This is a genomic window from Chloracidobacterium sp. N, assembly GCF_018304765.1.
Lineage (GTDB): Bacteria > Acidobacteriota > Blastocatellia > Chloracidobacteriales > Chloracidobacteriaceae > Chloracidobacterium > Chloracidobacterium aggregatum.
Genome location: NZ_CP072642.1, coordinates 1,192,160 through 1,217,506, shown reverse-complemented (window position 1 = coordinate 1,217,506; position 25,347 = coordinate 1,192,160). Strand labels below are relative to the sequence as shown.

At 62.3% G+C, this 25,347-nt stretch carries 19 protein-coding genes; 12 read left to right on the top strand and 7 right to left on the bottom strand.

Annotated features, from left to right (window positions below; genetic code table 11):
- Window positions 1-43: 43 nt before the first annotated feature.
- A complete protein-coding gene (locus J8C05_RS05085) occupies window positions 44-1,870 on the bottom strand; it encodes an HD domain-containing phosphohydrolase (RefSeq protein ID WP_211423081.1) in 1,827 nt (608 codons plus the stop codon).
- Between the two features lie 344 nt (window positions 1,871-2,214).
- Here J8C05_RS05085 and J8C05_RS05080 point away from each other — a divergent pair, with 344 nt between their 5' ends.
- Together J8C05_RS05080 and J8C05_RS05075 are read left to right on the top strand one after the other, a co-directional pair.
- Window positions 2,215-3,615 carry a phosphoglucomutase/phosphomannomutase family protein gene (locus tag J8C05_RS05080; protein ID WP_343316655.1) on the top strand — a complete coding sequence of 467 codons (1,401 nt, stop codon included), beginning with the start codon at window positions 2,215-2,217 and terminating at the stop codon, window positions 3,613-3,615.
- The gene (locus tag J8C05_RS05075) at window positions 3,584-3,982 is read left to right on the top strand and encodes an FtsB family cell division protein (RefSeq protein WP_211423079.1); all 399 of its coding nucleotides are present in this window, start codon (window positions 3,584-3,586) and stop codon (window positions 3,980-3,982) included. Before J8C05_RS05080 ends, J8C05_RS05075 begins: the two co-directional genes overlap by 32 nt.
- Before the next feature lie 39 nt (window positions 3,983-4,021).
- Here J8C05_RS05075 and J8C05_RS05070 read toward each other — a convergent pair whose 3' ends face one another.
- From J8C05_RS05070 to ruvA, 4 genes are all read right to left on the bottom strand, one after another.
- Window positions 4,022-5,419 (bottom strand): spinster family MFS transporter, encoded by a 1,398-nt coding sequence (locus tag J8C05_RS05070; protein ID WP_211423078.1) that lies wholly within the window; start codon window positions 5,417-5,419, stop codon window positions 4,022-4,024.
- Window positions 5,420-5,572: 153 nt separating this feature from the next.
- Entirely contained in the window at window positions 5,573-7,153 is a 1,581-nt protein-coding gene (locus tag J8C05_RS05065) for a phytoene desaturase family protein (protein ID WP_211423077.1), read from the bottom strand.
- A 104-nt stretch (window positions 7,154-7,257) separates the two neighbouring features.
- A complete protein-coding gene (locus J8C05_RS05060) occupies window positions 7,258-7,734 on the bottom strand; it encodes a TlpA family protein disulfide reductase (RefSeq protein ID WP_211423076.1) in 477 nt (158 codons plus the stop codon).
- Between the two features lie 54 nt (window positions 7,735-7,788).
- On the bottom strand, window positions 7,789-8,388 hold the full coding sequence (ruvA, locus tag J8C05_RS05055) for a Holliday junction branch migration protein RuvA (RefSeq protein WP_211423075.1): 600 nt from the start codon (window positions 8,386-8,388) through the stop codon (window positions 7,789-7,791).
- A gap of 255 nt (window positions 8,389-8,643) precedes the next feature.
- Between ruvA and J8C05_RS05050 the strand changes: the two genes are divergently transcribed.
- The 3 genes from J8C05_RS05050 to J8C05_RS05040 all read left to right on the top strand — a co-directional run bounded on the left by J8C05_RS05050 (window position 8,644) and on the right by J8C05_RS05040 (window position 12,896).
- On the top strand, window positions 8,644-9,933 hold the full coding sequence (locus J8C05_RS05050; protein WP_211423074.1) for a ferredoxin:protochlorophyllide reductase (ATP-dependent) subunit N: 1,290 nt from the start codon (window positions 8,644-8,646) through the stop codon (window positions 9,931-9,933).
- Between the two features lie 112 nt (window positions 9,934-10,045).
- Entirely contained in the window at window positions 10,046-11,728 is a 1,683-nt protein-coding gene (gene bchB, locus J8C05_RS05045; RefSeq protein ID WP_211423073.1) for a ferredoxin:protochlorophyllide reductase (ATP-dependent) subunit B, read from the top strand.
- Between the two features lie 61 nt (window positions 11,729-11,789).
- Entirely contained in the window at window positions 11,790-12,896 is a 1,107-nt protein-coding gene (locus J8C05_RS05040) for a hypothetical protein (protein ID WP_211423072.1), read from the top strand.
- Between the two features lie 120 nt (window positions 12,897-13,016).
- On the opposite strand, the gene J8C05_RS05035 is transcribed toward J8C05_RS05040, so the two are convergent.
- Complete coding sequence (locus J8C05_RS05035) at window positions 13,017-17,141, bottom strand: two-component regulator propeller domain-containing protein (RefSeq protein WP_211423071.1); 4,125 nt, start codon at window positions 17,139-17,141, stop codon at window positions 13,017-13,019.
- A 26-nt stretch (window positions 17,142-17,167) separates the two neighbouring features.
- Here J8C05_RS05035 and J8C05_RS05030 point away from each other — a divergent pair, with 26 nt between their 5' ends.
- Window positions 17,168-17,833: an FFLEELY motif protein gene (locus tag J8C05_RS05030; protein ID WP_211423070.1), complete on the top strand. Its 666-nt coding sequence runs from the start codon at window positions 17,168-17,170 to the stop codon at window positions 17,831-17,833.
- 104 nt (window positions 17,834-17,937) lie between these two features.
- Window positions 17,938-19,164, top strand: a complete 1,227-nt coding sequence (locus tag J8C05_RS05025; RefSeq protein ID WP_211423069.1) for a patatin-like phospholipase family protein — start codon at window positions 17,938-17,940, stop codon at window positions 19,162-19,164.
- A 30-nt stretch (window positions 19,165-19,194) separates the two neighbouring features.
- Here J8C05_RS05025 and J8C05_RS05020 read toward each other — a convergent pair whose 3' ends face one another.
- The gene (locus J8C05_RS05020; protein WP_246840755.1) at window positions 19,195-20,310 is read right to left on the bottom strand and encodes a TolB family protein; all 1,116 of its coding nucleotides are present in this window, start codon (window positions 20,308-20,310) and stop codon (window positions 19,195-19,197) included.
- A 113-nt stretch (window positions 20,311-20,423) separates the two neighbouring features.
- Between J8C05_RS05020 and J8C05_RS05015 the strand changes: the two genes are divergently transcribed.
- The 5 genes from J8C05_RS05015 to J8C05_RS04995 all read left to right on the top strand — a co-directional run bounded on the left by J8C05_RS05015 (window position 20,424) and on the right by J8C05_RS04995 (window position 25,339).
- On the top strand, window positions 20,424-21,011 hold the full coding sequence (locus tag J8C05_RS05015; protein WP_211423068.1) for a hypothetical protein: 588 nt from the start codon (window positions 20,424-20,426) through the stop codon (window positions 21,009-21,011).
- Window positions 21,012-21,038: 27 nt separating this feature from the next.
- Window positions 21,039-22,823, top strand: coding sequence for an LIC_10190 family membrane protein (locus J8C05_RS05010; RefSeq protein ID WP_211423067.1), 1,785 nt, complete (start codon window positions 21,039-21,041; stop codon window positions 22,821-22,823).
- 79 nt (window positions 22,824-22,902) lie between these two features.
- On the top strand, window positions 22,903-23,487 hold the full coding sequence (locus J8C05_RS05005) for an acyltransferase (RefSeq protein ID WP_343316654.1): 585 nt from the start codon (window positions 22,903-22,905) through the stop codon (window positions 23,485-23,487).
- Window positions 23,488-23,500: 13 nt separating this feature from the next.
- The gene (locus tag J8C05_RS05000) at window positions 23,501-24,214 is read left to right on the top strand and encodes a glycosyltransferase family 2 protein (RefSeq protein ID WP_211423066.1); all 714 of its coding nucleotides are present in this window, start codon (window positions 23,501-23,503) and stop codon (window positions 24,212-24,214) included.
- Window positions 24,215-24,238: 24 nt separating this feature from the next.
- Complete coding sequence (locus J8C05_RS04995; RefSeq protein ID WP_211423065.1) at window positions 24,239-25,339, top strand: DegT/DnrJ/EryC1/StrS family aminotransferase; 1,101 nt, start codon at window positions 24,239-24,241, stop codon at window positions 25,337-25,339.
- Window positions 25,340-25,347 lie beyond the last annotated feature (8 nt).

Here is a 25,347-nt window from a genome sequence, read left to right as displayed (position 1 = left end):
GCTGTGCCAAAGCACGCCAAACGGGAATAGGACCTGGAGTATATCAGGCTTTTCCGGCCGCCAGGGTCATCTGGTAGCCATGAATGACCTCATCCAGCTTGCCGGCCTTCAGCGCACTTTCCAGGGCCGCCACCACATTCGGGTCATAGCGTGTTCCGGCAAAGGACCAAATCTTCTGAACGGCCACTTCCGGCGTCATGGCCCGCTGGTACGGGCGATTGGTCGTCATGGCATCGAAAGTATCGGCCACGCTGATGATGCGCGCCATCAGCGGTATCTGGTCGCCCTTCAGACCGATGGGATAGCCCCGCCCATCCATGCATTCGTGATGGTAGTACATCCCCGGCACGTACTTTTTCATCTGCGGGATTTCCGCCATGATCTTCGCGCCCTTTTCCGGGTGCGTCTTCATGATGGTGTACTCTTCCTCGGTCAACGCCGCCGGTTTCTTCAGAATCCGGTCCTCGATGCCAATCTTGCCGACATCGTGCAGCAGCGCCGCAACCCGGATATCCTCGATTTCTTCCGCATTCAGTCCCATGTGTTCCGCCATGAGCACGGAGTACATTTTCACCCGTTCGGAATGTCCGCGGGTGTAGGGGTCTTTGCCGTCAATGGCTTCGGCCAGCGCCTTGACCGTTCCCAGGAACAACTCCCGGTTTTCGTTGACAGCAAAGCGCAGGTCGGTGATGTACCGCTGGATTTGCTCGGCCATGGCATTGAAATCTTCGGCAAGCTGTCCGATCTCGGAGCGGCTGCGGACGGCGATCCGCCGCGCGAAGTCGCCCCCGGCAATGGCCCGCGCCCCGTGGGCCACGGCGGCAATCGGCGAGGTCACCCAGTAGGCCAGCAGGAGACCCACCCCGGCGGCGACGAGCGCGGTCACCACTGTCAAAATGGACGCCTGCCAGATCATGGTCGTCACGGATGAGTAGGCCGCTTCCTCGTTGATGACGGCAATTACCCCCAGCGGCAACTCCGGCGCAATCAGCGCCGTGGCGCAACTGCCAAGCATCGGGAGCCGATCATTGCCCAAGCGAATCTCGAACGGCTCGGCCAGCGGCGCGGACACATCAATGGCAATCGTGTCCTGCCACTTGGCGACAATCCCCCAGTCGCTCACGTTCGTCGGCGTATAGACCAGCGCCCGGTCGGGATGCGCCAGGATGCGTCCCTGCTGGTCAACCAGAAACACCACGCGGCTGCCGTTGCGCAGCAACGCTTCGTGATTGAGGTTGCCGCTGGCGGAGGTCACGTTGACGAGATTGAAAATGGGTTCGAGGCTCACCACCGCCAGAACGACTTCCGGCTGGTCAGGGGTGGTATCTGCCTTGTGAAGGGGATGTGCCAGCACGATGGCAAACTCGTTGCTCGAACGGATGTAGCGGGGCGTGCTGACATAGGTGCGGTCGAGCCGGCGGCTCACCGCCTTGAGCGCCTCACCGACGGTATCCCGGACTTCCTCACCCAGAATTTTTTTGGAGTCCCACTGCGCCACCAGCCGGGTGTCGGCTTCGCTGCTGCGCGGCGCAATCCCCAGCAGGATGAGATTGGCGTCATCTTCAAGAAACTGGGCGAGTTGCCGATTGCGCGCGCTTTCTTCCTGCCGAAGCAGCACTTCAGCGCCCCCGATGGCTTCGAGCGTGCGCGCCATGCCGGCGATCTGGTGACGATAGCCACCCACGTAGGTACGCAGTTCGTTGGCCACCAGCACCACCGAGCGGAGCTGTTCGGCGCGCTCGTTCAACCGCATGGACTCCCGTCCGATACCAATCAGCTTCCAGCTTATGGTCATCAGCGGAAGGATGGTCAGGGACAGAATGACCGCCAGAAATGTGTAGAGAATTTTGGTGGGCTTCCTGGGCTGCATGGGGACACCTCAGCAGGTGCATGGGAACTGACCGGCGACAGCGAAAGCGGCTCTGGTGGGATGTGATTTCGGCGCCAATGTCGTTGGGGCTGACCCGTGAGTATTCACGGCGTTTTCATCCTCTGCAAGTCAGGATGACGCCCGAAGAGCAAGCCACCGGGCTGCAAAAACCCGTCTCGCACACAGCCAACCGCACCGGCAACAGAAAAGTCATTGTCGGCACATCCCAACACATGGTAGCGTGGGCGCATCTTTCCGAAATAACATTCCCACGGTAACAAGCGGTTCATTCCCATCTTTTCTGAAAAGTCTCGAAGCACGCTTCGGGGGGCGGCAGATTGTCCATGATTGCATTCGGCACATCAGGTTGGCGCGCCATTCTGGCCGATGACTTTACCTTTGCCAATGTCCGGCTTGTCACCCACGCCATTGCCGACGAACTGCAAAACACCAGCACCGGCGGGCTGGTCCTGGTGGGTTACGATCCGCGCTTCATGGCTGAAAAATTCGTTGCGGCCTGTGCGGAGGAACTCTCGCGCCGCGGCTTTGATGTGCAGATAACGGACCGCGATACCCCAACGCCTACGCTTTCGGTGGCCATTCGCGCCACGGGCGCGCGTGGTGGCATCAACTTCACGGCCAGCCACAATCCGCCGGAGTATGGCGGCATGAAGTTTTCGACGGCCAATGGCGCACCGGCGCTGCCGGAAGTTACCAGACGTATCGAGACGCTCATCCAGCGCCGGGTGGATGACAGCACCCTGGCCATCCCCATGATGCCGCCCGGCCGTATCGAAACCGTGGACCTGCGCGAGATGTACCTGGCCGTGCTGGCCGGGAAGGTCAACGGCGATGCCCTGCACCACCGCCCGCTGCGTGTGGCCTACGATGCCCTCTGGGGCACCGGACGCGGCTACCTCGATGTGTTTCTCAGGTCTTACGGCTGGGAGGTGACGACCCTCCACGACTGGCGCGATCCGTACTTTGGGGGACGCAGCCCCGAACCTTCAGAACCGAACCTGGCTGAACTTCGGGAAGTCGTCCGGCGCGATGGCCTTGATCTGGGACTTGCCACGGATGGCGATGCCGACCGCTTCGGGATCATAGACCGGGACGGCAGTTTTATCCCGGCGAATGCCATTCTGGCACTGCTCACCGACTATTTGTACCGGTCACGTGGCTGGAAGCAAGGCGTCGGGCGCAGCGTGGCCACCTCGCACTGGCTTGACCGGGTGGCGAACCAGCACGGCATTCCGGTGTACGAAACCCCGGTCGGTTTCAAGTTTCTCGGCGAGCTGATTCTGGAGGAAAAGATATTTCTCGCCGGAGAGGAAAGCGCCGGGCTGTCCATCCACGGTCACATCCCGGAAAAAGACGGTATTCTGGCGTGTCTGCTCGTGGCGGAAATGGTGGCGCAGCGGGGGCAGTCCATTCGGGAACTGCTGGCCGAGCTGTCCCGGAGCGTCGGAACCCTCGTCAACCGGCGCATCGGCGTGCGCCTCACCCCGGAAAAGCAGCAGCAACTCCGCCAGACCCTGGAAGCCACGCCACCGGAGTCCTTTGGCGGCAAGCAGGTGACGCGCATTGATCGCACCGACGGGGTGAAGTTTTTTCTGGAAGATGAAGCCTGGGTGTTGATTCGCCTGTCAGGGACGGAGCCGCTGGCCCGGTGCTATGCCGAGGCGCAAACGGAAGCTGACGTGGAGGTGTTGCTTGAGTCAGGCAAGAGTTTCATTCATCAATGAGTACCAACTGCGCCGTGAGCAGGTTCTGTCCCTTCCCAAACCGCGCGTCCTGACGCTGGGGATTCCCCTCTATGCCCTCGTCGCCATGGTCGTCATCGGACTGACCGGGGTGTGCATCACGGTCACGCTCCGTACGCACAGTGAACTCCAGAACGCCACATCCGCTCACAACCGCCTGCAGGCGCAGATTGCCCGGCAGACCGCTGAAAACCAGCGCCTTCAGCAGGAACTGCGCCAACTCGACACGGACCCACGGACTATCGAGCGTTCAGCACGGGAAATGGGACTCGTCCGACAGAATGAGACCATTCTGGTCGTGGACGAATCCCGTCCTACCCCCACCATGGGTCACGGAGCCGACCGGTAACTGGAGCCCCATCTGACGACAGTCAGCCGACACAAGCGGCTAGGCCGGCGAGGCGGGGTTGTCCCTGGTGGCTTCCGGGGTGATGGTGCCCAGCCCGTACAGCAGGCCGGCAACCACCAGCGCCACCGGCATCAGCAGCAGGGCGACCGAAAGGGTCTGGGCCGCCGGTGACAACCCGCAGAGTGTGGCCAGGGTGACGACAAAAGCCGGCGGTGACTGCCCCGCCTGTGCCAGTTCCCGCAGATGGGTCGAAATCCACCCCACCAGTGCCAGTGAAATGCCATCTCCAAAAACGTGAATGGCCACCACCAGAAAGCCGGTTGCCGTCGTGCGCAGGTTGGGCGCGACGAGACTGACGACCAGCGTGTTGGCCGGGCCATTTCCCAGATACACCAGAAGCAGCGTGATAAATGTACAGACCTGATAGACAAGCGGCGTTGTAGCCACCAGTGCTATGAACATCGGCACACTCGCCAAGCCAGCACTGACGGCGCAGACGAGAAAGTAGCCGCGTACACCGCGCAACCGCCGGTTGAGGGCATCGCCGAGCAGGCCGCCGATGAGACTCCCCAGCGTCCCCCCCACGACCGCGCAAATCCCCAGCACCAGGTTGGCTTCTTTTTCACTCAGCCCCTTGTCGGCTTTCATCCACTCCGGGGCCCAGAACACCAGCGCCCCAAGCGCAAATGTCACGGCGGCATATCCCAGACAGGTCAGCAGGTAGCCACGGTTCACCAGCAGCCGCCGGTAGCCTTCCAGCCACCCGACCGTCGCCGGCTGGGATGGCGCATCAGGTAACGGCGGGCCCGGCTGCACCGGCGGCTCATCCATGATGCCGCGCTGGGGTTCGCGGATAAAAACCATCGTGAACGCCGCCAGCAGCCCCGGCACCCCCACGATCAGAAGGGCATAGCGCCAGCCAAACGTGTCCGGTGCACCGAGATAGCCGCCCAGAACGAAGCCGGCCGCCGCACCAATCGGAATTGTCGCCTGAAAGATGCTCATCGCCAGTCCGCGCCGGGCTTTGGGGAAGTAATCGGCCAGCAAGCTGGGGGCAATGGTGGCGTAGTTGGCCTCCCCCACCCCCACGGCCGCCCGCGCCACCAGCAACTGCCACAGGCTGCGGGCGAGCCCGGCCCCGGCCGTGGCCAGGCTCCACACAAAAATGCCCACGGCAATCAGACGCCCCCGGTGATACCGGTCGCCCAGATAGCCGAACAGCGGCGAGCAGAGCGTATAGACCCAGGTGAAGGCACTGCCGATCAGTCCCAGTTGCGCATCGGTGTAGCCGGTGTCCGCCTTGATGTACGGCACCAGCGCCGAAAAGATGTACCGGTCAATGTAGTTGAGCAGGTTGAGCAGCGTCAGCATCGCCAGCACGAAATAGGCGTACGTCGTCGCTTGCCTTGACGACAGCGGCAGGGCGGCAGTGCTCATAAGTCAGGGTTGTCTGCAATGAAGTGGGTAGTGCGGCGCGATAGTAGAGGACACCGCTCGCGTTGGCTAGTGGCGAGTGGTACGGGCGGGTTCCGAACCCGCCCGTACGGGTGAGTGGCGGGTGGCCCTGGCCCGGATGGCCGGGAACGCCCGTCACCGGTCGGACAACACCACCCGCGCCGTGTTGTAGCCACTCGCCCCAAAAACGCCGCCGCCGGGATGGGTACTCGCTCCCGTCAGGTACAGCCCCGGAATCGGCGTTTTGTAGGAAGCCAGTTCCGGTAATGGGCGGAAGAAAAACATCTGGTCGAGCGACATCTCGACGTGCATGACATTGCCGCGCAACAGCCCCAGCTTCCGCTCAATCTCGACCGGTGTCTGAATGTAGCGCCCGATGATCTTGCCGCGCATGTTGGGCGCATAACGGCAAACGACCTCGTAGATTTTGTCGGCCTCGCGCTCGGCAATGTCATCCCACTGCTCACCGTTGGAAAGCTCGTAGGGGTGATACTGGGCCCAGGTAAACAGGGTGTGCTTGCCGGGTGGGGCCAGTGTGGGGTCAATGGCCGAGAACGTCATGGCCACAACGCTCGGCTGCTCCGGCGGACGCCCCAGCAGGAAGTCCCGAAAGCTGCTTTCCAGGTAGGCCGCCGACGGGCACAACAGTTGCAGCGCGCTGTGACAGGCCGCCACACCACGTTCATCACTGGCGATCCCCTCGTACTGGGGCAGTTCCTCGACGGCATGGCGCACGATCATCCCAAAGCCGTTGCCAACCCGGATGTTGGCGACGCGCTGCCGGAGTTCGGTGGGGCAATCCTCCAGCAACTTGAGGAACGTCGTCTGCACGTGACAGGCGCTGACGACCCGCCGCGCATGGAAAGCCTCACCACCGACGAGTTTGATTTTGAACGTGCCGTCGGCCAGACGCGCAATGGCCGACACTTCCGCCTCAAGGTGTAACGTTCCGCCGTGGGCGAGAAAACACTTCGCCAGTGCCTGCGTCAACGCCCCGGAGCCGCCCTTGGCGCGTTTGGCGCCGGTCTGGTGGATCATGGCGTTCCAGCCGAACATATCCCCGCTGGCCACTTCACTTGGCGCCGGCCCTGACTGTGCGGCCAACCAGAGCATGGCCGCCCGCAGATGCTCGTTCTGGAAGGTCTCCCGGATGACCTGCCCGTAGGGCGCCATCAGTTGCCGCGCCGTTTCGAGCGATCCCCACGCCTTGCGTGACCGGAAACTGGTGACACTGCGCTTGAGCGCCGTCCAGAGAATTTTCTGCGGGTCCGGCGCATTGAGAAACACCTCAAAAATCGCCTCGTTGAGTTCGCCCCAGTGCGCCACAAACTTGCGGTACTGCTCGGCATCGGCCGGCGAAATTTGGGCAATGCTGGCGCAGGTTTTCTCGATGTCCCGGTGAAAGGCAATGCCGTGGGGCGTCCCCAGGATGGGGTAAAAGGCCCACGGGTCCATCTCGATGTATTCGAGACCGTACTTACCCAACTCCAGCTCGGCAATCACCGGCGTGCCATGAATCATGATGTGCGCCGAGGAACCGATGTCGAACTTGTAGCCCGGAATGATTTCTTCCGTACAAACGGCGCCGCCCACAACCGGACGGCGCTCCAGGACCAGAACCGAACGTCCGGCCTTGGCCAGGTAGGCGGCACAGATCAGGCCGTTGTGCCCGCCACCGACAACGGCAACATCATAGCAAGCTGCTGTATCTGCCATAGGTTCGACCACACCGCAGGTGCTCTGGGACGCTGCGGCACGACTTGTTCACAAGATATATCACCGGGGGGTGAAGTCCGCTTCCCTTCCGGCGCGTGCCCCGGTCAGGCCAGGTTCGCGTCAGACGCCGACCGGGTGGCGGTGGACTCCGGCATCGCACCGGCAATGCTGTCGGTGACACGGCGGAAGGTAGCGGGGGTGGCCGTCCCGTTCACGGCCTGCACCACCGTTCCATCGGGCGCGACGACCACGACGCGGCACTGCCCGAAGGTGAGACCGTAGGCGCGGGAGACCTCGCCATCCCAGTCAATGAGCACTTCCTTGGGGGAAAGCTTCTCGATGCTCGTGCGCACCAATTCCCGGAAGATGTCCGGCACGCCCCGGAATGCGGCAATGCCGACGATGTCAATCTGGTCGCGAAACTTCAGGTACAGGGGCTCAATCCAGCTTGCCAACTGAAAGGCGCTCACCATGTCGCCAAAGCACAGCACCGTCACCAGCGGGCGTGGAAACCGGTAGGTGTGGGTCCGGCCATGGTGATCGTCGAGCGAAAAGGCCGGTGCGGAAGTGGGTATCGTCACAGACACGTGTTCAGCCAAAGACCAACCAGGGTATGGGGGGCTCCTGTAGAAAAGCTAGCGGTAGAGTCGCTTCATGGTCTGCTTGATGAGGTGGCTCAAATCCCGGCTTGTTTCCTCGGCCAGTGTCTGCGCCACGGCCTTTTCCACGACCGCGGGCGACCAGCCAAAGTTGATGAGCGCCGAAACGACATCCCGCTTGAGGGGTTCATCGCCATTGACCGGGGACTGGGTGGCCACGTGGGGGAGCGGGACATCCGGGAGCTTGTCGCGCAACTCGATGATGATACGCTCGGCCATCTTCTTTCCGATACCCGGCACACCGGACAGCCGCCTGCCATCACCAGCAAGGATAACCTGCGCGAGGTCCGCCGGACTAAAGCCGGACAGCACGGCCAGCGCCGTCCGTGCGCCCACCCCAGCAATGGCCAGCAGGCGCAGGAAGAACTCCCGTTCGACCCGGTCACAAAAACCATACAGCAACAAGGCGTCCTCGCGGACGAGCAGGTAGGTGTGCAGGGACACGGTGTTCCCGACCTCCGGCAGACGGTCATAGGTGTAGAGCGAGACCCCCACGCCGAAGCCGATGCCGCCGACCCCGACCACAACCGATGCCGAGCTTTTCTCCAGCAGTGTCCCTGTCAGATGCGTAATCACAAGCCCTCAGATGCGTAATCACAAGCCCTGTACTTCCCCGCAAGCCGCCGATGCCACCGGAAGGCTGATGCAGCCTGGCGCGCCGGGTGGCGACACCCTCCCGCCGCGCGGCGCATACGGAAGCCTGCTTGCTTTCCGGGTTGCGCAATGTGTTTTTATGAACGAAGTTGAGTGCAAGGTGTTTTGTGCACCCTTCCGGTGTACCGCATCGTGGCGGCGCAAGCTGCACCAACCCTTTTTCTGGAGAATCCCCCTATGGCGTCGTTGAATGTCATCCGCGAGGCGAGCTGTGCCGAAGGCTTCTGCTCGCTGGGCTGTATTGCCTGGCTCTACCGCAAGATTCGTGGGTCGTTTTTCCTCATTGTCGGAAGTCACACCTGTCAGTACTTCATGCAATCGGCCCTGAGCGTGATGATTTTTTCCGAGCCGCGCTTTGCCACGGCCATCATCGAGGAAAGTGACCTCGCCGCCAAAACGGCCGATTTTGCCCACCTCGAACTTGACCGTATCGTGGGCGACATCGTGCGGGAATACAACCCGACGATTATCTTCCTCGTGGGGACATGTCCGGCAGAGATCATCAAGGTTGACCTGCAAAACATCGGGGAAATGCTGACGCAGAAATACGCGCGCCCGGTGATGTTTGCGCCGGTTTCCGGTCTGGAGCACACCTTCACGCAGGGCGAAGACGGCGTTTTGCAGGCGCTCCTGACGATCTCCCCGGAAGAAGCGCCCGGAACCCCACGGGAACTGCTGCTCGTCGGCGCGGTGGGCGATCTCGTCGAGGATGAAATTCTCGAACAGCTTGCGGCGCTGGAGATTCCCGTGCGGGGTGTGCTGCCGGCGCGTGATCCCCGCCGGTTGCCGGCCATCGGACCCAACACGGTGGCCGTGGCCCTGCAGCCCTACCTCTCGATGACGATGAACGCCCTCAAGCGCCGTGGCGTGGAAGTGCTTGCCTGCCGGACTCCGATTGGGCCAACTGCCACCCGCCAGTTTTACGAGGCCATCTGCCGCGCCTTTGGGAAAGAACCACCGGCCAGCCTGGCCACACTCGAAGCCGAAGCCTGGGAACGCATCGGACCCGAACGGGAAATGCTCATCGGCAAGCGGGTGGCCATCATCGGCGACAACCTGCTGGAACTCCCCATTGCCAACCTGCTCCACGAGATGGGGGCTGAAATCGTCGAACTGTCCACACCCTATTTCAACCGCAAGGCCATGGCAGCCGATGTCGCCTGCCTGCCCGAAGGCCTGACGCTTTACGAAAAACCCGATGTCATCGCGCAGGCGGAACGGGTCATTGCCCTCAAGCCCGACCTGACCATCTGCGGGCTGGGGCTGGCCAACCCGTTTGAATCGCGTGGGCTGCCCACGAAGTGGTCCATCGAGTTTACCTTCACGCCCATTCACGGCTTCAAGCACGCCAAAGACCTGGCGGAAATCATCGCCCGACCCGTCCGGCGCGGGAATCTGATGGCCCAGCGTGGCTGGTACGTCAACCAGCCAACGGATGCCGCCCGGGCCGGTAGCGCCACCGCATGACGGACAGGCTCACCCGGCTGCCCGAACCAGTTAGCTGGTTGTCGGCCTCTTACGAGAAACGGCCGCACGCCGGACATCACCCAGTGGTTGACTTTGCTCAGGAGAAAAACGCATGCGACTTCACTATTGGACGTACGAAGGCCCCGCCCACGTCGGCGCGTGCCGGGTCGGCACCTCCATCCCCGGCGTACACACGGTGCTGCACGCTCCCGGTGGCGATTCCTACACCAGCGTGCTGTTTACGATGATTGACCGGCAGTGTGGCTTTCCGAGTGTGACGAACGTCAGTTACGGGCGGAAGGAAGTCTCCACGACGGGCGTGGACCGGATGATGACCGTCGTGGAACAGGTCGAGCGGACACACAAACCACGTGTCATCCAAGTCATCCCCACCTGCACGTCCAACCTGCTCAGGGAAGACGTGGGCGGTGCGCTCAACCGCTTGCAAACGACGTGCGACGCCAAGCTGCTGTTTTTGCAGCTCAATGCCTTCTGCGAAAAAGAAGACCAGGGGGCGGACATGACCTTTGCCGGTCTCGTCGAACACCTGGCCACCGGCACGGGCGAGCGGACGCCCGAACCCACGGCCAACATTCTGGGTCTCACCAGCCTGGGCTTTCGCCACCGGGACGACCTGCGTGAAATCACACAGCTTTTGAATCAGTGTGGAGTGCGGGTCAATGCCGCCCTTCCCTTTGGCGGTACGGCGGCTGACTTCCAGCGCCTTGGACAGGCCTGGTTCAACGTCGTGCCCTACGCCGAAATCGGGCTGCGGGCGGCCAAAGTTCTCGAAAACCGCTTTGGGCAACCTTACCTGGTGCATGCGCCGATTGGGATTCAGGCCACACAGGAATTCATCGAGTTGGTGCAGGCCAGGGTCGGGGAACTGGGCGGCCGCCCGGCCCGCTTCCATCCACGCCCGGAAACGATGAGCCGGGTGCCGTGGTACTCGCGTTCGGCCGACAGCCACTACCTGACGCCCAAGCGGTCATTCGTCTTCGGCGTGGCCTCGCACGCGCTGGCCGTGGCGCGGATGATGGAAGAAGAAATCGGCATGCGCCCGCTGGCCGTCGGCACGTTCTCTTACGAACATGCCCCGGCGTTTCTCGATGAATGTACCCGGCGCGGCTGGGCCGGCTTTTACTCCGATGACTTCAAGGAAGTGGAGCGCCGGATCGCGGATGCCATGCCGGACATTGTGCTGGGCACCCAGATGGAGCGGCACTCCGCCCGGCGGCATGAGCTGCCGGCGACGGTCATCAGTTGTCCAGCCCACGTCACGGATTTTCCTGCCCGCTATTCTCCATTTGCAGGTTGGGAAGGGGCTAATGTAATCTTCGACGCGGTAACGCATACATTGACGCTTGGTTTGGAATCGCACTTGATTGACATGTTCCGCGAATTGCCGGGCATAGAGCATGACTCGGTACTCGGTGCCGTGAGGTTGCCAGACCTGCCCCCTTCCCCCTCACCGATGAGCCGGGATGAGGGCATCCCGGCTGAACCACGGACGGAACAGCGTGGGGCAACGTCGGCGATGGCTTCCACACCGGCAGCGGTTTCCACACCGGCAGCCGCCGCTGTTGTGACTCCCCCGGCAACCGAAGCGCCTGGTGGCGAGTGGTCAGGTGAGCCACGGTGGACGGACGAAGCTCTCGCGGAGTTGAAAAAAATCCCCTTCTTTGTTCGCAAGAAGGCGATGCACAACACTGAAAAATATGCACGTGAGCATGGCCTTCGTGAAATTCTTCCCCAAACGATCCATGCCACGCGGGATGAGCTGTCGCGCAAGTGAGATGACACCAACGCTTTGTATGCGCACCAACCGAGAGACACCCTAAGGAGCCTGTTCGGTAATGTCGTCATACATTTTGATTGGTATTGCGGTCTTCGTTGTCGCCGTTGTCGCCGCTCCAGCCGTGTGGTTCTTTGTGTTCAAAGGCAAAAAGGCTGACGAAGCCGGGCTCGGGCTGACGGGCGGAACCTTTGCCGCCCCGGCGGCCCGGGACGATGGGCAGGCCGCGGCCTTGGCCGCAGCGGCCCAGCGCGAAGCTGAAGCCCGACGCCTTGAAGAACAACGCCGCGCCGAAGCCCAACGCCAGGCAGAAGCTGCTCAGCGGGCGGCCGAAGAACAGCGGCGGGCCGAAGAGGCCCGCCGGGCTGAAGAACAACGGCGGCTGGAAGAGCAACGCCGCCTTGAAGAACAGCGCCGCGCCGAGGAAGAGCGCCGGCGCGCGGAAGAAGCCGCGCGGCTGGCTGCCGAAGAGGCCCGCCGGGCCGAAGAACAACGGCGGCTGGAAGAGCAACGCCGCCTTGAAGAACAGCGCCGCGCCGAGGAAGAGCGCCGGCGTGCGGAAGAAGCCGCGCGGCTGGCTGCCGAAGAGGCCCGCCGGGCCGAAGAACAACGGCGGCTGGAAGAACAGCGGCGCGCCGAAGAAGCCGCCCGGTTGGCCGCCGAAGAACAGCGGCGCGCCGAAGAAGCCCGCCGGGCGCTGGAGGCCCAGCAGCGCGCCCAACAACTGCCGGAGTTTGATGTCAACTCAGCGCCCGATCCAACCCCACCGGACCCCACCACCGCGGAAACCGAAATTCCGGCCTATTTCGTGCCCCCCGGCGGAGAGACGGTGGCGCTTGGCTCTCCCAAACCAGCCGCCCAACCGACGCAATTCAAGGCCAGCGAAGAACTGCACAAGGTCGCGCAGCGTGTGGCCCGCACCATTGTCAGTGACATCAAAATCTACAACCCACAGAAAATCGAGCAGGGCATCGCCCAGAAAAACCTCTATGACCTGCTCAAGAAAGAGTTTGACAGCAGCATCAAGACCTACGAGGACCGGGCTGATCCACAGGTGCGCGCTGAGTCGAACTATCTTTACGAGTACATTGTCAAGTCGCTGTGCAACGGCGACCCCTCTGTGCTGGGCGTCAACTTTCCGATGGACAAGTTTCGCCAGCCTTCCTGAAAAGACATGGTCGGAAGCCCCGGATGTCAAAGCGCCTCATCTGCCCCTTGCAGGTGAGGCGCTTTGACGTGGGCAGTCCGCGCCTGCGGCCCACGTCATCCGGGCGCGTGGGCAGGGCGGCTACCGCGAACGGACTTCGCCCACCACCTGCCAGACGCTGTGACTGCGCCGAATCCAGTGGCGGAGCAAATCCACGCGATAGGCAAAGGTATCGGCGCCGTATTTTTCCAGCAGCTCACTGCGGAACAGTTCTTCGAGGGTGAGGCGGATCGTGGCTTCGGAAAGCGTCAGGGGATAGTTGCACTCCGTAATCCGCGCGGCCAGGCGCGTCGAGGAGACGACATCCTGCTCATCCACCAGCGTATCGGCAACCAGCGCCAGAACGAGCTTTTCATCGTCACTCAGCGCCTCCCAGAAGTAGATCATCTGGGGGAGGGGGTTGTTGACGACTTCCTCGACGATGGCCAGCACATCAGCCCGCAGGACATAGTGGCGCTTCTGCTCATTGAGAAAATCCACGATGTTCTGACAAATCACCTGGGTGTAAAACGGCTGCCCGGCTGTCAGCCGCACGATGGCCTCCACGACGCCCCGCCCGTACACGACCCGCTCCCGGACTGGCTCCGTAATGAGCCGGCGGGTGTCGTTCGGCGTCAGGTAGGACACCTTGCGAAAGAGTGAGCGCCGCAACAAATCACGCCACAACCGCTTGTCACGTTCTTCGAGACGGCGTGAGCCGGTAAAAACAAACGACAGGCGCTCGTAACGGTCCAGCAGGCTGGCCAGAAATGGCAGCAGGTCGCGTGAAAGCTTGTCTTCCTCGATTTTGGTCTCAAACAGCTCGTATTCATCCACCAGCCAGACCATCTGCCGGTCGCCAATCTGCTGCAGGGCCCGCCCGACGAAATCCCGTACGTGGTCATACACATTCGCCTGCCCGTTCCCGGCGGCCGCTTTCACAACCGTCCCTTCGGCCCAGGTGGAGAGCGGGTCCGCCGCCAGGCTGACCGGCGTGGCCGTCGCTTTGGCAACCGCCTCGACCACGAGGCGGGCGACCCGGCTGAAAAACTCCCGGTCGCTGTGGACGAGCATTTCCTGCATGTCAATGAACACCGGAACGAAAGCCGCGCCCAACCGGCCGTTGGCCATCTGGTACAGGATGGAGCTTTTCCCCGTCCGGCGCTCGCCGCAGAACACGATGACCAGCCCCTGGGGGGTGCCTTCGAGCTTGCGGGCAACGTAGTGGAAGTCGTCTTCCCGCCCGAAAAACATCGTCTGGGAGCGAATCGGGTTGCCCACAACATAGGGATTGGGCTGGATGGGCGTGAACCGGCGCAGGGCTGGCGGCAGGACGTACTCCCGGCTGCGTGCGCGCTGAACGAACCAGACGCCGGTTCCGCCGCCGGTCATCACCAGAACGCAGAGCGCCCAGAACCATCCCCGGAGGTAAAACGGAGCGGCAATCCGCACGACATACCGCTGCACCGGAGCCTGCTGGCCGTAGAGGTCGCGGTTGAGCGCCCGCACTTCAAAGACGTGTTCACCGGCTGGAAGTCCGGCGACCGCATACTCGGCCGTCGTCATGGCGGTCCGTTCGGGTGAAAGGATGCGCCATTTCGCATCCCGGCCCGACAGGCGGTAAAAGTACGTCACGGGGCCGGTCTGGCTGAGGGCCGTGAAACGGAATTTCAACCGGTGAAAACCGGCGCGCAGTGAAGCCTCGGCCGTCCCCGGCAGTTCGGCGCCATCGGCCTCCAGACGGATGTCAATGACCGGCGCCCGCACGTTGGGACGGTGGCGCACGAGACCGGCATCAGTCGCCAGCCAGAGGTGGCCGTCCGGGGTTGCGACCATGGCCCGGAAGCGCAGCCCGCCCAGGTCATAGCGGTCGCGCCGGTAGGTCTGGGCCACACCGTTGCCATCGAGCAGGAACTTGCGCAGGCTGCCGTCGCCCAATCCCACCCACAGAAAGCCCCCGGAGGGATGTTGCTCGACGTAGAGGGTCTGGACATCGCCGCCCTGCACGGCCGCGCGGAATTCATCAGAGACAAAACTGACACCATCGAAGGTTTCGATACCGCGTCCGGTCGCCAGCCAGAAGCGCCCCGACTGGGGCTGCTCGACGATGGTGCGCACATCGAGGCTTTCCAGCCCCAGCGTCGTTCCAATGACGACGAGTTCTGCCGTGCCCGGCTCGTAGCGATACACGCCATCGTTCGTCGCCAGCCAGACCGTGCCGGAACGTGACAGCAGCGCCATCCGCACTTCGCCATCCAGTGGAATGGCCTCGCTGTCGAGTTTCAGGGTCTGGCTGTCCACCTTGAACAGGGCCTTGGCCGTGGCCACCCAGAGTGTCTGGCGCGAACCGTCAAACAGCAGCGAGCGCACCCTGGAAAACGCCCCCTCACCCGCCGGGATGCTCTGCACCGTGTTCCCATCCCACAGCCAGAGACCGTTTTCCGCCCCAACCCACAGACGGTTCTCTACCGCCAGCAGGGCCCGCACGGGTATTTTGTCCAGCTCAGGGTGCACGCGCTGGAAGCGAATCCCGTCAAAGGCATAGACCCCCCGCGACGTACCGACCCACAGCCCACCTTCGGCCCGCGGAGCCATGGCCTGCACGTCACTGTCCGGCAACCCGCGACTGGTATCAAAGACGACGAAACTGTAGGCATCGTACCGCAGCGCCCCCTTGCGGGTGGCCAGCCACACATTCTGGTCGGGATCACCGGCCACAGCGGTCACTTCGGTGTCGGTCAGCACTTCGGCGGTTTCCTGGCGACGTGGGTCATAGACCACCACACCGGGCCCGTCGGCGCGGGCGCACCACACATGCCCCTCACTATCCACGTGGCAGGCCCCCAGTGGACGCTGCAACATAGAGCCGGAAACCGGCAGAAGCTGGCCATCGGGTGTCAGAGTGTAAAGCCCGGCAGCCGTAGTGCACCACACGGTCAGCGACTGTGGATCAGCGGTCAGGCCATACGCGGCGCTCTCTCCAGCCTGGGCGACGGACAGCACCGGCTCCCAACCCGGCCCCGATGGCCACCGGAACAATCCCCGGTCGGTCGCCACCACAAGGCCGCCGGAAACAGCCAGCAAGGCGCGGATGCGCGTGTTGCCGATTTCCCGGATGAAGTCCCAGCGCGGTGGCGACGGCCAGTAGCGGTACAGGCCCTGCCCGGTGCCCACCCACAGGTCTTCGGACGGACCGGGCAGCAGACAGGTGACGGCCACGGCCGGTTCACTGAGGGCCGTCACGGTCGTTGACGTTGGCCCCAAAGCGGCCAGCCCGGTCGGCAGCCCAAACCACAGGGTGCCGTCCGCCGTCCGCGCCAGCGCCGTCACCGATTTGCCAGCCAGCGGAGACAGCAGCGACTCCGGCGTTTCCGATGACCAGAACTGCTGCCCGTCGAAACGGCACACGCCGGCCGCCGTGCCAAACCACACGCTCCCGTCACGGTCGGGGAAAACCGTCTGCACGTCGTTGGAGGGCAACCGTGGTGCGACGAAGGAACGGTCCAGACTGCGGATGCCAAGCGGAATGGTCGAAACCCGGCTAAGCAGGAGGGTCACTTCAAGCGTCGTCCGCTCACCGGTGACAACAACCTCGGACGTTTTGGCTTCGTAGCCGGTCACCACCGCCGTGACCTCATAGACACCAGCTTCCATCCGCCCAAAGAAGTATTCGCCCCGCCGGCTTTCAAGGGCGCGCAGGGCGCTGACTTCCCGGCGGGAAGATTCCCGCAGCCGCGCGGTCACCACGGCGCCGGCCATGGGCGTACCGACCCGTTCGTCCCGCACCAGAACGCGCAGGGAACTGGGTGAGAGCTGGAGTTTGATGTCGGCTGGAGTTTCATCCAGGCGATTCAGGGTGATGGTCTGGGTCTGTGGGCGGTAGCCGCTGGCCGTCGCCGTGAGGGTGTATTTGCCAACGCGCGGGAGCGGAAAGGTGAACCTGCCATCTCCGGCCGTCAGGAGTGAGGTTGACGGCGCAGCGGGTCCGGTACAGACCACCTTGGCATCGGACAGCGGTGTGCCGGACTCACCAACCACCACGCCACTGATGGCAGGGCCCGGCGGCGGCGACTGGGCGGCAAGCCATCCGCCCGGCAGGGCGAGAACCAGACCGAGCCAGAGCCAACCAATCCAGCCTGAAAAGCCGGGTATTCCCCCTCTTTCAGCTTTGCCCTGGCGAAGTATAATTGCGTATTGTGTGATGGAACTATCACGCCCACTTTTCATCGCTCTCCCTCTGTCACCCCACAACCATGCCCAAGAAAGCGTCAGCGAAACCCAAGGTCAACCTGGCCCTCAAGCGTGAACTCCAGGATTTTCAAGTCAGACAACTCAAAAGAAACTTCAGCGACCTCTACGCCTCGAAGGATTACGGGCAACTGTGTGAGTTCTTTGCTCAGGACATCTATGCCCCCCGTGACTTCGAGGAGCGCAACCGCAGCTTCGAGCAAATTTCGGGTTACTTCCGCAATGCGCTCGGTGAACGGTTCTTCCACGGACTCATCCGCCTGCTCGACCTCTACGAAATGTCCGACGCCATGGACAATCTCATGGTGGTGACGCTGGAGAAGATGGGGGTCAGGAAGGACATTTCACAGGAACAGTACGATGAAGCCTACTACCGGTGCGACAACTACGATGAGCGCGTCGAGCAGCTTGACCTCATCGTGGAGTGTTTTCACTTCACCCACAGTCTCTGCCAGTACCGCTTCATCGGGATGATCCTCAAAACGGCCCGGATGACCTCCCATCTTTTCAGCTCATCGAAGGACAGCATCGTGGACATGCTTGAACGGGGCTACCAGGCGCTGCGGCCGGTCAAAAGCATCAAGCCGTTCACGGATACGATTTACGAGCGTGAACTCAAGCGCCTGAACCGCATTTACGACTTCTACAGCCAGCGCGTGGCGTCATCCTGACGGTTGGGGTTTCAGCGGGTTGGTTGGCCGGTGGTTTGTCCTCCGCCGGCTGACCGGCCGCCGATTGGAAGCCGTGGACGACACCCCCTTCGCTTCTCTCACCTATGCCCAAATCAAAGCCACCCACAGCCCGCAGCAAGACGGCGCTCATCCTGGCCGGGGGCGGTATCACCGGCGTCGTCTATGAGATTGGCGCCCTGCACGCACTTGATCAGTACCTTGGCGAAGGGTTTACCATCGCTGACTTCGATATGATCATCGGCCTGTCGGCCGGGGCGTTTGTCGGTTCGTTTCTGGCCAATGGCATCACGCCGGAAGCCATGTTTGCCGCGCTGCGCCAGGACCCAACCGCCCCCATTGCGCCCTTCCCCAAATGGGATGTGTTCCGCCCCAACTTTGGCGAGTTTTTCGAGCGCGCCCTGGCGCTGCCCCGCACGCTGGCGCTCAACGCTTTCAAAAAGCTGCGCAAGGTGGCCGGTGGCAATCCCTACGTGAGTGTCTTTGACGAAGTGCTGCCTTCGGGAATCTTTGTCAACGACCGGGTGGAAAGCTATCTGCGGCACAGTCTTCACCGGCTGGGACGCACGAATGACTTTCGCCAACTGCGGCGTCGGCTTTACGTCATCGCCACGGAACTCGACACCGGCGACCGCATCGTTTTTGGCGACGAAGGCCACGATCACGTGCCCATCTCGAAAGCCGTCCAGGCTTCGACGGCCATCCCGTTGTTTTACCGCCCGGTGCGGATCGGACGGCGCGACTACGTGGATGGCGCCATGCGCAAAACACTGCACGCCGACATTGCCATTGCCAAGGGGGCGAAACTCATCGTCTGCATCAACCCCGTTGTTCCCCTGCGGAACGACATCGAGCGGGAAGCCGTCCCGTTGTTCGAGGGTAAGGGGCGCTATTTGCGGGAAAAAGGCTTTGGCTACATTGCGTGGCAGATGCTGCGGGTCTTGCTGCACTCGCGCATCGAGCTGGGGCTGGAACGCTACAAACGCCTGCACCCGGATGTGGACATCATCCTCATCGAGCCACGGATGGACGATTACCGGATGTTTTTCCACAACATCATGGACTACGAAGCGCGTGTCCCTATGGCCAAGCATGGTTGTGACACAGCCATGGCGCATCTGGCGGAACACTTCGACGAATACGCTTCCCTGTTTGCCCACCACGGCATTCAGATGGTTCGGCCGGGGCGACGCATCCCGCTTTCAGTACCAGCCCACCGCCCGGCGCCGCCGCGTGCACCGGCATTCAGATCGGACCGCGACGTATCGCGCCTCCAGGCTTCCCTCGATGCCCTGGCCGCCCGGCTGTTGTGAGGTGGCGGGCCGGGTGGTGGGCCGGCCGGCTTATGGAATCCAGTCAGCCATGAAGATGTTGGTCTCGCCGCGTGCCCGTCCGTTGCGGTTCGAGGCAAAGACCAGTTTTTTCCCGTCGGGTGAAAACATCGGAAAGCCGTCGAAGGTCTCCTCGTAGGTGACGCGCTCCAGCCCGGTGCCATCCAGGTTGATGAGATACAGCTCGAAGTTGCGTCCCTGCGGATCATCCATGTTCGACGAGAAGATCACCTTCCGGTCATCCGGCGTAAAGAACGGGGCAAAGTTGGCCTTGCCGTTGTTGGTCAGGCGGCGCACGTTCGAGCCGTCCACATTCATGACGTAAATATCGAGCCGGGAAGGACGGATGAGATGCTCCCTGAGCAGCGCCCGGTATTCCTCCAGTTCTGCGCCTTCGGGCCGGCTGGCCCGCCAGACGATCTGCTTCCCGTCGTGCGAAAAGAACGCGCCGCCGTCGTAGCCGGGCGTATGGGTCAACTGCCGGAGGTTTTTGCCGTCGGTGTCCATGATGTACAGCTCCAGATCGCCGGAGCGGTCAGAAGTAAACACGATGTGCTTACCGTCAGGTGACACAGTGGCTTCGGCGTCGTAGCCGGGCGCGTCGGTCAGACGTACCAGACGCTTCCCGTCCAGGCTGGCCTTGAAAATGTCGTAGCCTGGGTAGAGCGCCCATACGTAGCCGCGCGAGAAGTCGGGCCGGGGCGGACACTCGCGCTGGGCCAAATGTGTGGAGGAATAGATGATATGCCGGCCGTCGCGGAGAAAATAGGCGCAGGTCGTACGCCCAAGACCGGTGCTGACCATCCGCTGGCGTGCGCCGGTCGCGTCCATCACGTAAATCTGGTCGCAGGCGCGGCCGTCGCGGGTGGACTGAAAGACAAGCTGTTTGCCATCGAAGGAAAAGTAGGCTTCGGCGTTTTCGCCGCCGAAGGTGAGTTGGCGCAGGTTGGCAAGGTGTGTTTCACGCGGGTTGAGTCTGGGCGGCGGATAGGTTTTGGGCGAACCTTGTTCACCAAGGCGCGGCTGCTGGGCTGCGCCGGGCCAGGTTATCGCCAGAAACGACAGGAACAGGACGGCCATCCATCGAACCGGCTGGAACAGGGCCGTCCAGGGCTTGGCAGAGTGCATCAAAGGCTGTCAATCTCCTTGCAGGTATTGAACGTTTTCCAACCCGAATCATCTATCATCGCCTCACGGTTTCCGGTTGGGCAAGCTGTGCGAGAGGACTGGTTATGTTTTGGATGACGGAAAGGTTCCCGCCCTGGTTTGTCACCGGGGTAGGGTTGTTGCTGGGTGTCTGGCTGTGGTCGCCGGACGTTGCCGGGCAGGACACTGCCGAACAGAAAGCCGCACTGAAAAACCGCGCTTCGCGCCCCAGCCGGGGGCGCACCCTGGACGAGTATTTTCTGGCCATTCCCGACAGCTATCTGCCCGGCATACCGCGCGCGCGCCGGCGGGCGCTGCTGCGCCCGGAGCATGTCATCGTCCGCGACGAGCGCAACGGCTATCTGGAAATTGCCGGCGACGGCGCACGGCCGACGGTCACGGTGGCCAAGTTCCGCCGGAGCGATGGGACGTACCTGATCGCGGTCACCGCCGACTACGAAATGGGTTCAGAGTGCTGGCTGCTGGACGAGCAACCGGCCGGCTTCGTGGACGTGACCCGGAACCTCATCCCTGACTATCGCCGCTGTGAGGATTTCGAGGCGGCGGACTGCCACGTGTATGAACTACCGCGCTATGGGACGACGGTTGTGGTCAAAGATGGCGCGGGACGGGAACGCTACCGGCTCGGTTGGTCCGGCAACCGCTTTGAGCGCCTGCCATAACGTCACGGTCTGGTTCAAGCGCACCTTATGCTGTTTTTCGCCTTTGCCTTTGGCCTTCTCGCCCTGACCAGCTACCTCGTCGGGGTCAGCGTCGGGTATGTGTCACGGGCGCTGTCTCCCGCATACCGCCTTGGGGATTACTGGTTGGCCGCCATCTGGATTGGGCTGTTGACTCTTGGCAATGCCTTGCTGGCGCTGTCGTTGCTGATGCCGCTTACGCCTCTTTCCGGGGCGCTGCTGGCACTTGTGCTCTGTCTTCCGGCACTGACGACAGGCCGGGTGCACCTACGGTGGCTGGAAATATATCAACGGCTTCGGCGACAACCAGCGTGGATTGTGGCCCTGGCAGCCATTGCGGTCAGCAACGGGGCGTTTTTCAATCGTCCCAGTTTCATCATTGATGCCGGCGTTTATCACATCGGGAGCATTGAATGGCTGTCACACTACGGTACGGTTCCCGGCCTGGCCTTGCTCAACTTGACGCTTGGTTACGGTTCGACTTGGTTTGCGCTGGCAGCGCCGTTCAATGCCGGGCCGTTGGCGGGACGCGCCTACAACGTTGCCAACAGCGTTGCTTATGCCCTGCTGACCCTGCATCTCTTACTCGCCGGCAGCCGCATCTGGCGACGGACAGAACAACCTGCCGATTGGTTTTTACTGATAGCCTCCGGGCTGACGTGGCTGTTGGCGGCACGCTTTCTGGGAGCCATCATCGTTTCGCCGTCACCGGATATTCCGGTGATTTTCGGCGTGATCATCGTAGCTTGGATGTTTTTTCTCACGACAACACCGGCATCCACTCAGGACGCCGGCAATGCACGTCTTCTGGTCTGGCTGATGGCGCTTGGTTTGGCCGGTGTCAAACTCAATGCCCTGCCGGTGGTCATCATCGGCGGATGCTTTGTTTTTGCCGCCAGCCGGCAACCTGGATACCTTCTGCGGGCCGGTCTGCTTGGCAGCCTGTTGCTTGCCCCCGGCGTCGTGGCGCGCGTTGCGATGTCCGGCTACCCCTTTTTCCCTTCACGGGCCTTTGGATTGGGATTGCCCTGGCAGTATGAAAACCCGGTCTTTACGACCAATGCCATTCGGGTGTTTGCGCAGTGGTCAGGGCAGCCTGTTCCGCCGGGCCCGGATTACCCGCTCCGGTGGCTTCCGCACTGGCTTGCCCACGAACGGCTGGCAACCGGGCTGCTGCTGATACAGCTTGGCGTTCTTGTTTGGGGCTGGCGACACTGGCGGCAGTGGACACCTGCCTTCCGGTGGGCATTGGTACTGTCAACGGCAGGCACACTCTACGTCATGGCCGCTGCGCCATCACTGCGCTTTCTGCTGGGCTACCCGGTCATTGCCATCAGTCTTGGACTTGCTGACTTCGTTCCGCGCCTTGCCGCGCGCTGGCAGCTTGGTACAACCAGAATGCAGTGGAAACACACGGGGCACGTCGGTATTTTCATCCTCGCTGGCTTCCTGACGGCGGCCCTCACAGGACTATCCCTGATCTCATCCAAGACGGAGTGCCTCATCCAACGGGCTATTGCTGCCGGGAAGGTCTCCAACACACCTGACCACGCGCCCGGATGGATATGGCCGCCGCGTGTCCGCCGCATCGAGTATCTGGAAAGTGAGCCACCGGTGGCTGACACGACGGTGAAGCGGCAACTTATCAACGGCATTGAAGTGACTGTCCCCCACGCCATCTGCTGGGACCTGCCGCTCCCGTGCTCGCCGCCCTACCACAAAACAGGTTTTCGGCTGCGTGACCCACAGCGGGGACTGTCCGGCGGTTTCGTCACAGGGCCGGACAAACCGTGACCGTCCCGTGACCGGCTTGGCAGGTGAGAGACCGTTGGCGTAGCATTGTCCGACACTTGACGAGTCTGGTATCGCCGGCATGACCGACATGACCGAAGCCCTGCCCTACCGCAAACACCCGACGGCGCTGGTCGAAAGCGAACATATCGGACGCGGGACGCGCATCTGGGCCTTCGTCCACGTGCTTCCCGGCGCCATCATTGGCGAAGACTGCAACATTGGCGATCACTGCTACATCGAGTCGGGCGCCGTGGTCGGCAACCGCGTCACGATCAAAAACGGCGTCGCCGTGTGGGAAGGGGTTCATCTCGGCGACGACGTGTTCCTGGGCCCCAACGTGGCCCTGACCAATGATCTGCTGCCACGCAGCCGCAAGCCCGATTGGGTCTGTCATCCAACCTACATCGAGCGCGGGGCGACGATTGGCGCCAATGCCACGATTGTCTGCCGGGTACGGATTGGCGAATACGCCCTGGTCGGGGCCGGCTCCGTGGTCACGAAAGACATCCCGGCCCACGCACTCTGTTTCGGCAATCCGGCCGCCGTCCGCGGCTGGGTCTGCCGCTGCGCCGCACGTTTGACCTTTGAGGGAGAGGAAACGACCTGCCGTGAATGTGGCGACCAATACCGCCAAACACCAGGCGGCATCATCCGCATCGTCTGACGCACCACAGAGGATGTTGAAGGTGCTGGCCGTACCGATTGCCTTCAACGAGGAAAAGAAAATCGGGCGCGTCCTGGACCGCTTTCCACCGAATGTCGTGGATGCCATTGCCGTTGTGGATGATGCCTCGACGGACGGCACGCCCCAGGTCATCTGTGAAAAGGGCGCGATTCATCTGCGTCATGAGCGGCAGTCGGGTGCCGGAGCCGCCATCCGCACGGCGATTCGCTACGCCCGCGAACAGGGCTACGATGTCATCGTCATTCTGGCCGGAAACGACAAGGACCGCCCGGCCGAAATCCCCCGGCTGGTCGAGCCGATTGTCAACGAAGGGTATGACTTTGTGCAGGGGTCACGCTATCTGCCGGGTGGCGACTTCGGCAACATGCCGCTGTATCGCCAACTGGCGACGCGCTTCGTCCACCCGCTGCTGTTTTCGCTGGCCGCACGGCGGCGCGTCACCGACAGCACCAACGGCTTTCGCGCCATCCGCCTTTCGCTTTTTGACGATCCGCGCATAGACATTGACCAGGACTGGCTCGACAAGTACGAGCTGGAGCCTTACATCATGTTCAAGGCCATCCGGCTGGGCTACCGGTTCAAAGAGGTGCCCGTCACCAAGATTTATCCCCCAAAAGAACTGGGCTACACCAAAATGAAGCCGTTTACCGGCTGGTGGAGCATTCTTCGCCCCATCATTTACCTGGGGCTGGGTTTGAAAAAGTAACCGCAAAGCAGAAAGGGGCGGGGCATGCAGATTCCCTTCGTTGACCTACAGGCGCAGTACCAGTCGCTCAAAGACGAACTCGACACGGCCGTACTGACCGTCATGCGGCAGTGCAACTTCATTCTGGGCAAGGAAGTGAGTGATTTTGAGCAGGCCTTTGCCGATTACGTCGGCGCCCGGCACTGTGTCGGGGTGGCCAGCGGACTGGATGCGCTCAAGCTTGCGCTGGAAGCCTTTGGTATCGGCCCGGGGGATGAAGTCATCGTGCCGGCGCACACCTTCATTGCTTCGGCGCTGGCCGTATCGGCCGTTGGGGCGCGTCCGGTGCTCGTCGAAGTGGATGAAGCCAGTTTCAACCTTGACCCGGCACGTATCGAAGCCGCCATCACCCCCCGCACGAAAGCCATCATGCCGGTTCACCTCTACGGGCAACCAGCCGATATGGCCCCCATTCTCGACATTGCCCGGCAGCACAATCTGCGCGTCATCGAGGATGCTTCCCAGGCGCATGGCGCACGCTACCGGGGGCAGCGGGTTGGCACGTTCGGCGATGCCGGCTGCTTCAGTTTTTATCCCGGCAAGAATCTGGGCGCGTACGGTGATGCCGGCGGACTCGTCACCAACGACACCGGACTGGCTGAGAAAGTCCGCTTCCTGCGCAACTACGGGCAGGAGGTCAAGTACAAGCACGTCGTCAAAGGATACAACCTGCGGCTCGACACGCTGCAAGCCGCCGTACTTGGCGTGAAACTCCGGCATCTCGATACCTGGAATGCCCGCCGGGCGGCGCATGCGGCCGCCTACACGCACGCGCTCGAAGGCGTGGGAGACTTGCAGCTTCCGCGTGTTGTCACCGGCGATCACGTCTTTCACCTCTACGTCATCCGTACGCAACGGCGCGACGCCCTCCAGACACACCTCAACCAGCGCGGCATTGCGACGGTCATCCACTATCCCGTACCGATGCACCTGCAGGCGGCGTATGCCGACCTGGGTTACGGTCGCGGGGCATTTCCCATCACCGAACGGCTTTCGGATGAGATTCTGTCGCTTCCGATGTACGCTGAACTGACGGCTGAGCAGCAGGACTACGTCATCCAGGCGGTGAAGGACTTTTTCGCCTGACCTGGCCC

Excerpts from the sequence above, each read along its gene's own strand:
- J8C05_RS05085 (WP_211423081.1), bottom strand. The coding sequence starts at position 1,870 with ATGCAGCCCAGGAAGCCCACCAAAATTCTCTACACATTTCTGGCGGTC.
- J8C05_RS05080 (WP_343316655.1), top strand. The coding sequence starts at position 2,215 with ATGATTGCATTCGGCACATCAGGTTGGCGCGCCATTCTGGCCGATGAC.
- J8C05_RS05070 (WP_211423078.1), bottom strand. The coding sequence starts at position 5,419 with ATGAGCACTGCCGCCCTGCCGCTGTCGTCAAGGCAAGCGACGACGTAC.
- J8C05_RS05065 (WP_211423077.1), bottom strand. The coding sequence starts at position 7,153 with ATGGCAGATACAGCAGCTTGCTATGATGTTGCCGTTGTCGGTGGCGGG.
- J8C05_RS05050 (WP_211423074.1), top strand. The coding sequence starts at position 8,644 with ATGGCGTCGTTGAATGTCATCCGCGAGGCGAGCTGTGCCGAAGGCTTC.
- bchB (WP_211423073.1), top strand. The coding sequence starts at position 10,046 with ATGCGACTTCACTATTGGACGTACGAAGGCCCCGCCCACGTCGGCGCG.
- J8C05_RS05040 (WP_211423072.1), top strand. The coding sequence starts at position 11,790 with ATGTCGTCATACATTTTGATTGGTATTGCGGTCTTCGTTGTCGCCGTT.
- J8C05_RS05035 (WP_211423071.1), bottom strand. The coding sequence starts at position 17,141 with ATGAAAAGTGGGCGTGATAGTTCCATCACACAATACGCAATTATACTT.
- J8C05_RS05030 (WP_211423070.1), top strand. The coding sequence starts at position 17,168 with ATGCCCAAGAAAGCGTCAGCGAAACCCAAGGTCAACCTGGCCCTCAAG.
- J8C05_RS05025 (WP_211423069.1), top strand. The coding sequence starts at position 17,938 with ATGCCCAAATCAAAGCCACCCACAGCCCGCAGCAAGACGGCGCTCATC.
- J8C05_RS05020 (WP_246840755.1), bottom strand. The coding sequence starts at position 20,310 with ATGCACTCTGCCAAGCCCTGGACGGCCCTGTTCCAGCCGGTTCGATGG.
- J8C05_RS05015 (WP_211423068.1), top strand. The coding sequence starts at position 20,424 with ATGACGGAAAGGTTCCCGCCCTGGTTTGTCACCGGGGTAGGGTTGTTG.
- J8C05_RS05010 (WP_211423067.1), top strand. The coding sequence starts at position 21,039 with ATGCTGTTTTTCGCCTTTGCCTTTGGCCTTCTCGCCCTGACCAGCTAC.
- J8C05_RS05005 (WP_343316654.1), top strand. The coding sequence starts at position 22,903 with ATGACCGACATGACCGAAGCCCTGCCCTACCGCAAACACCCGACGGCG.
- J8C05_RS05000 (WP_211423066.1), top strand. The coding sequence starts at position 23,501 with ATGTTGAAGGTGCTGGCCGTACCGATTGCCTTCAACGAGGAAAAGAAA.
- J8C05_RS04995 (WP_211423065.1), top strand. The coding sequence starts at position 24,239 with ATGCAGATTCCCTTCGTTGACCTACAGGCGCAGTACCAGTCGCTCAAA.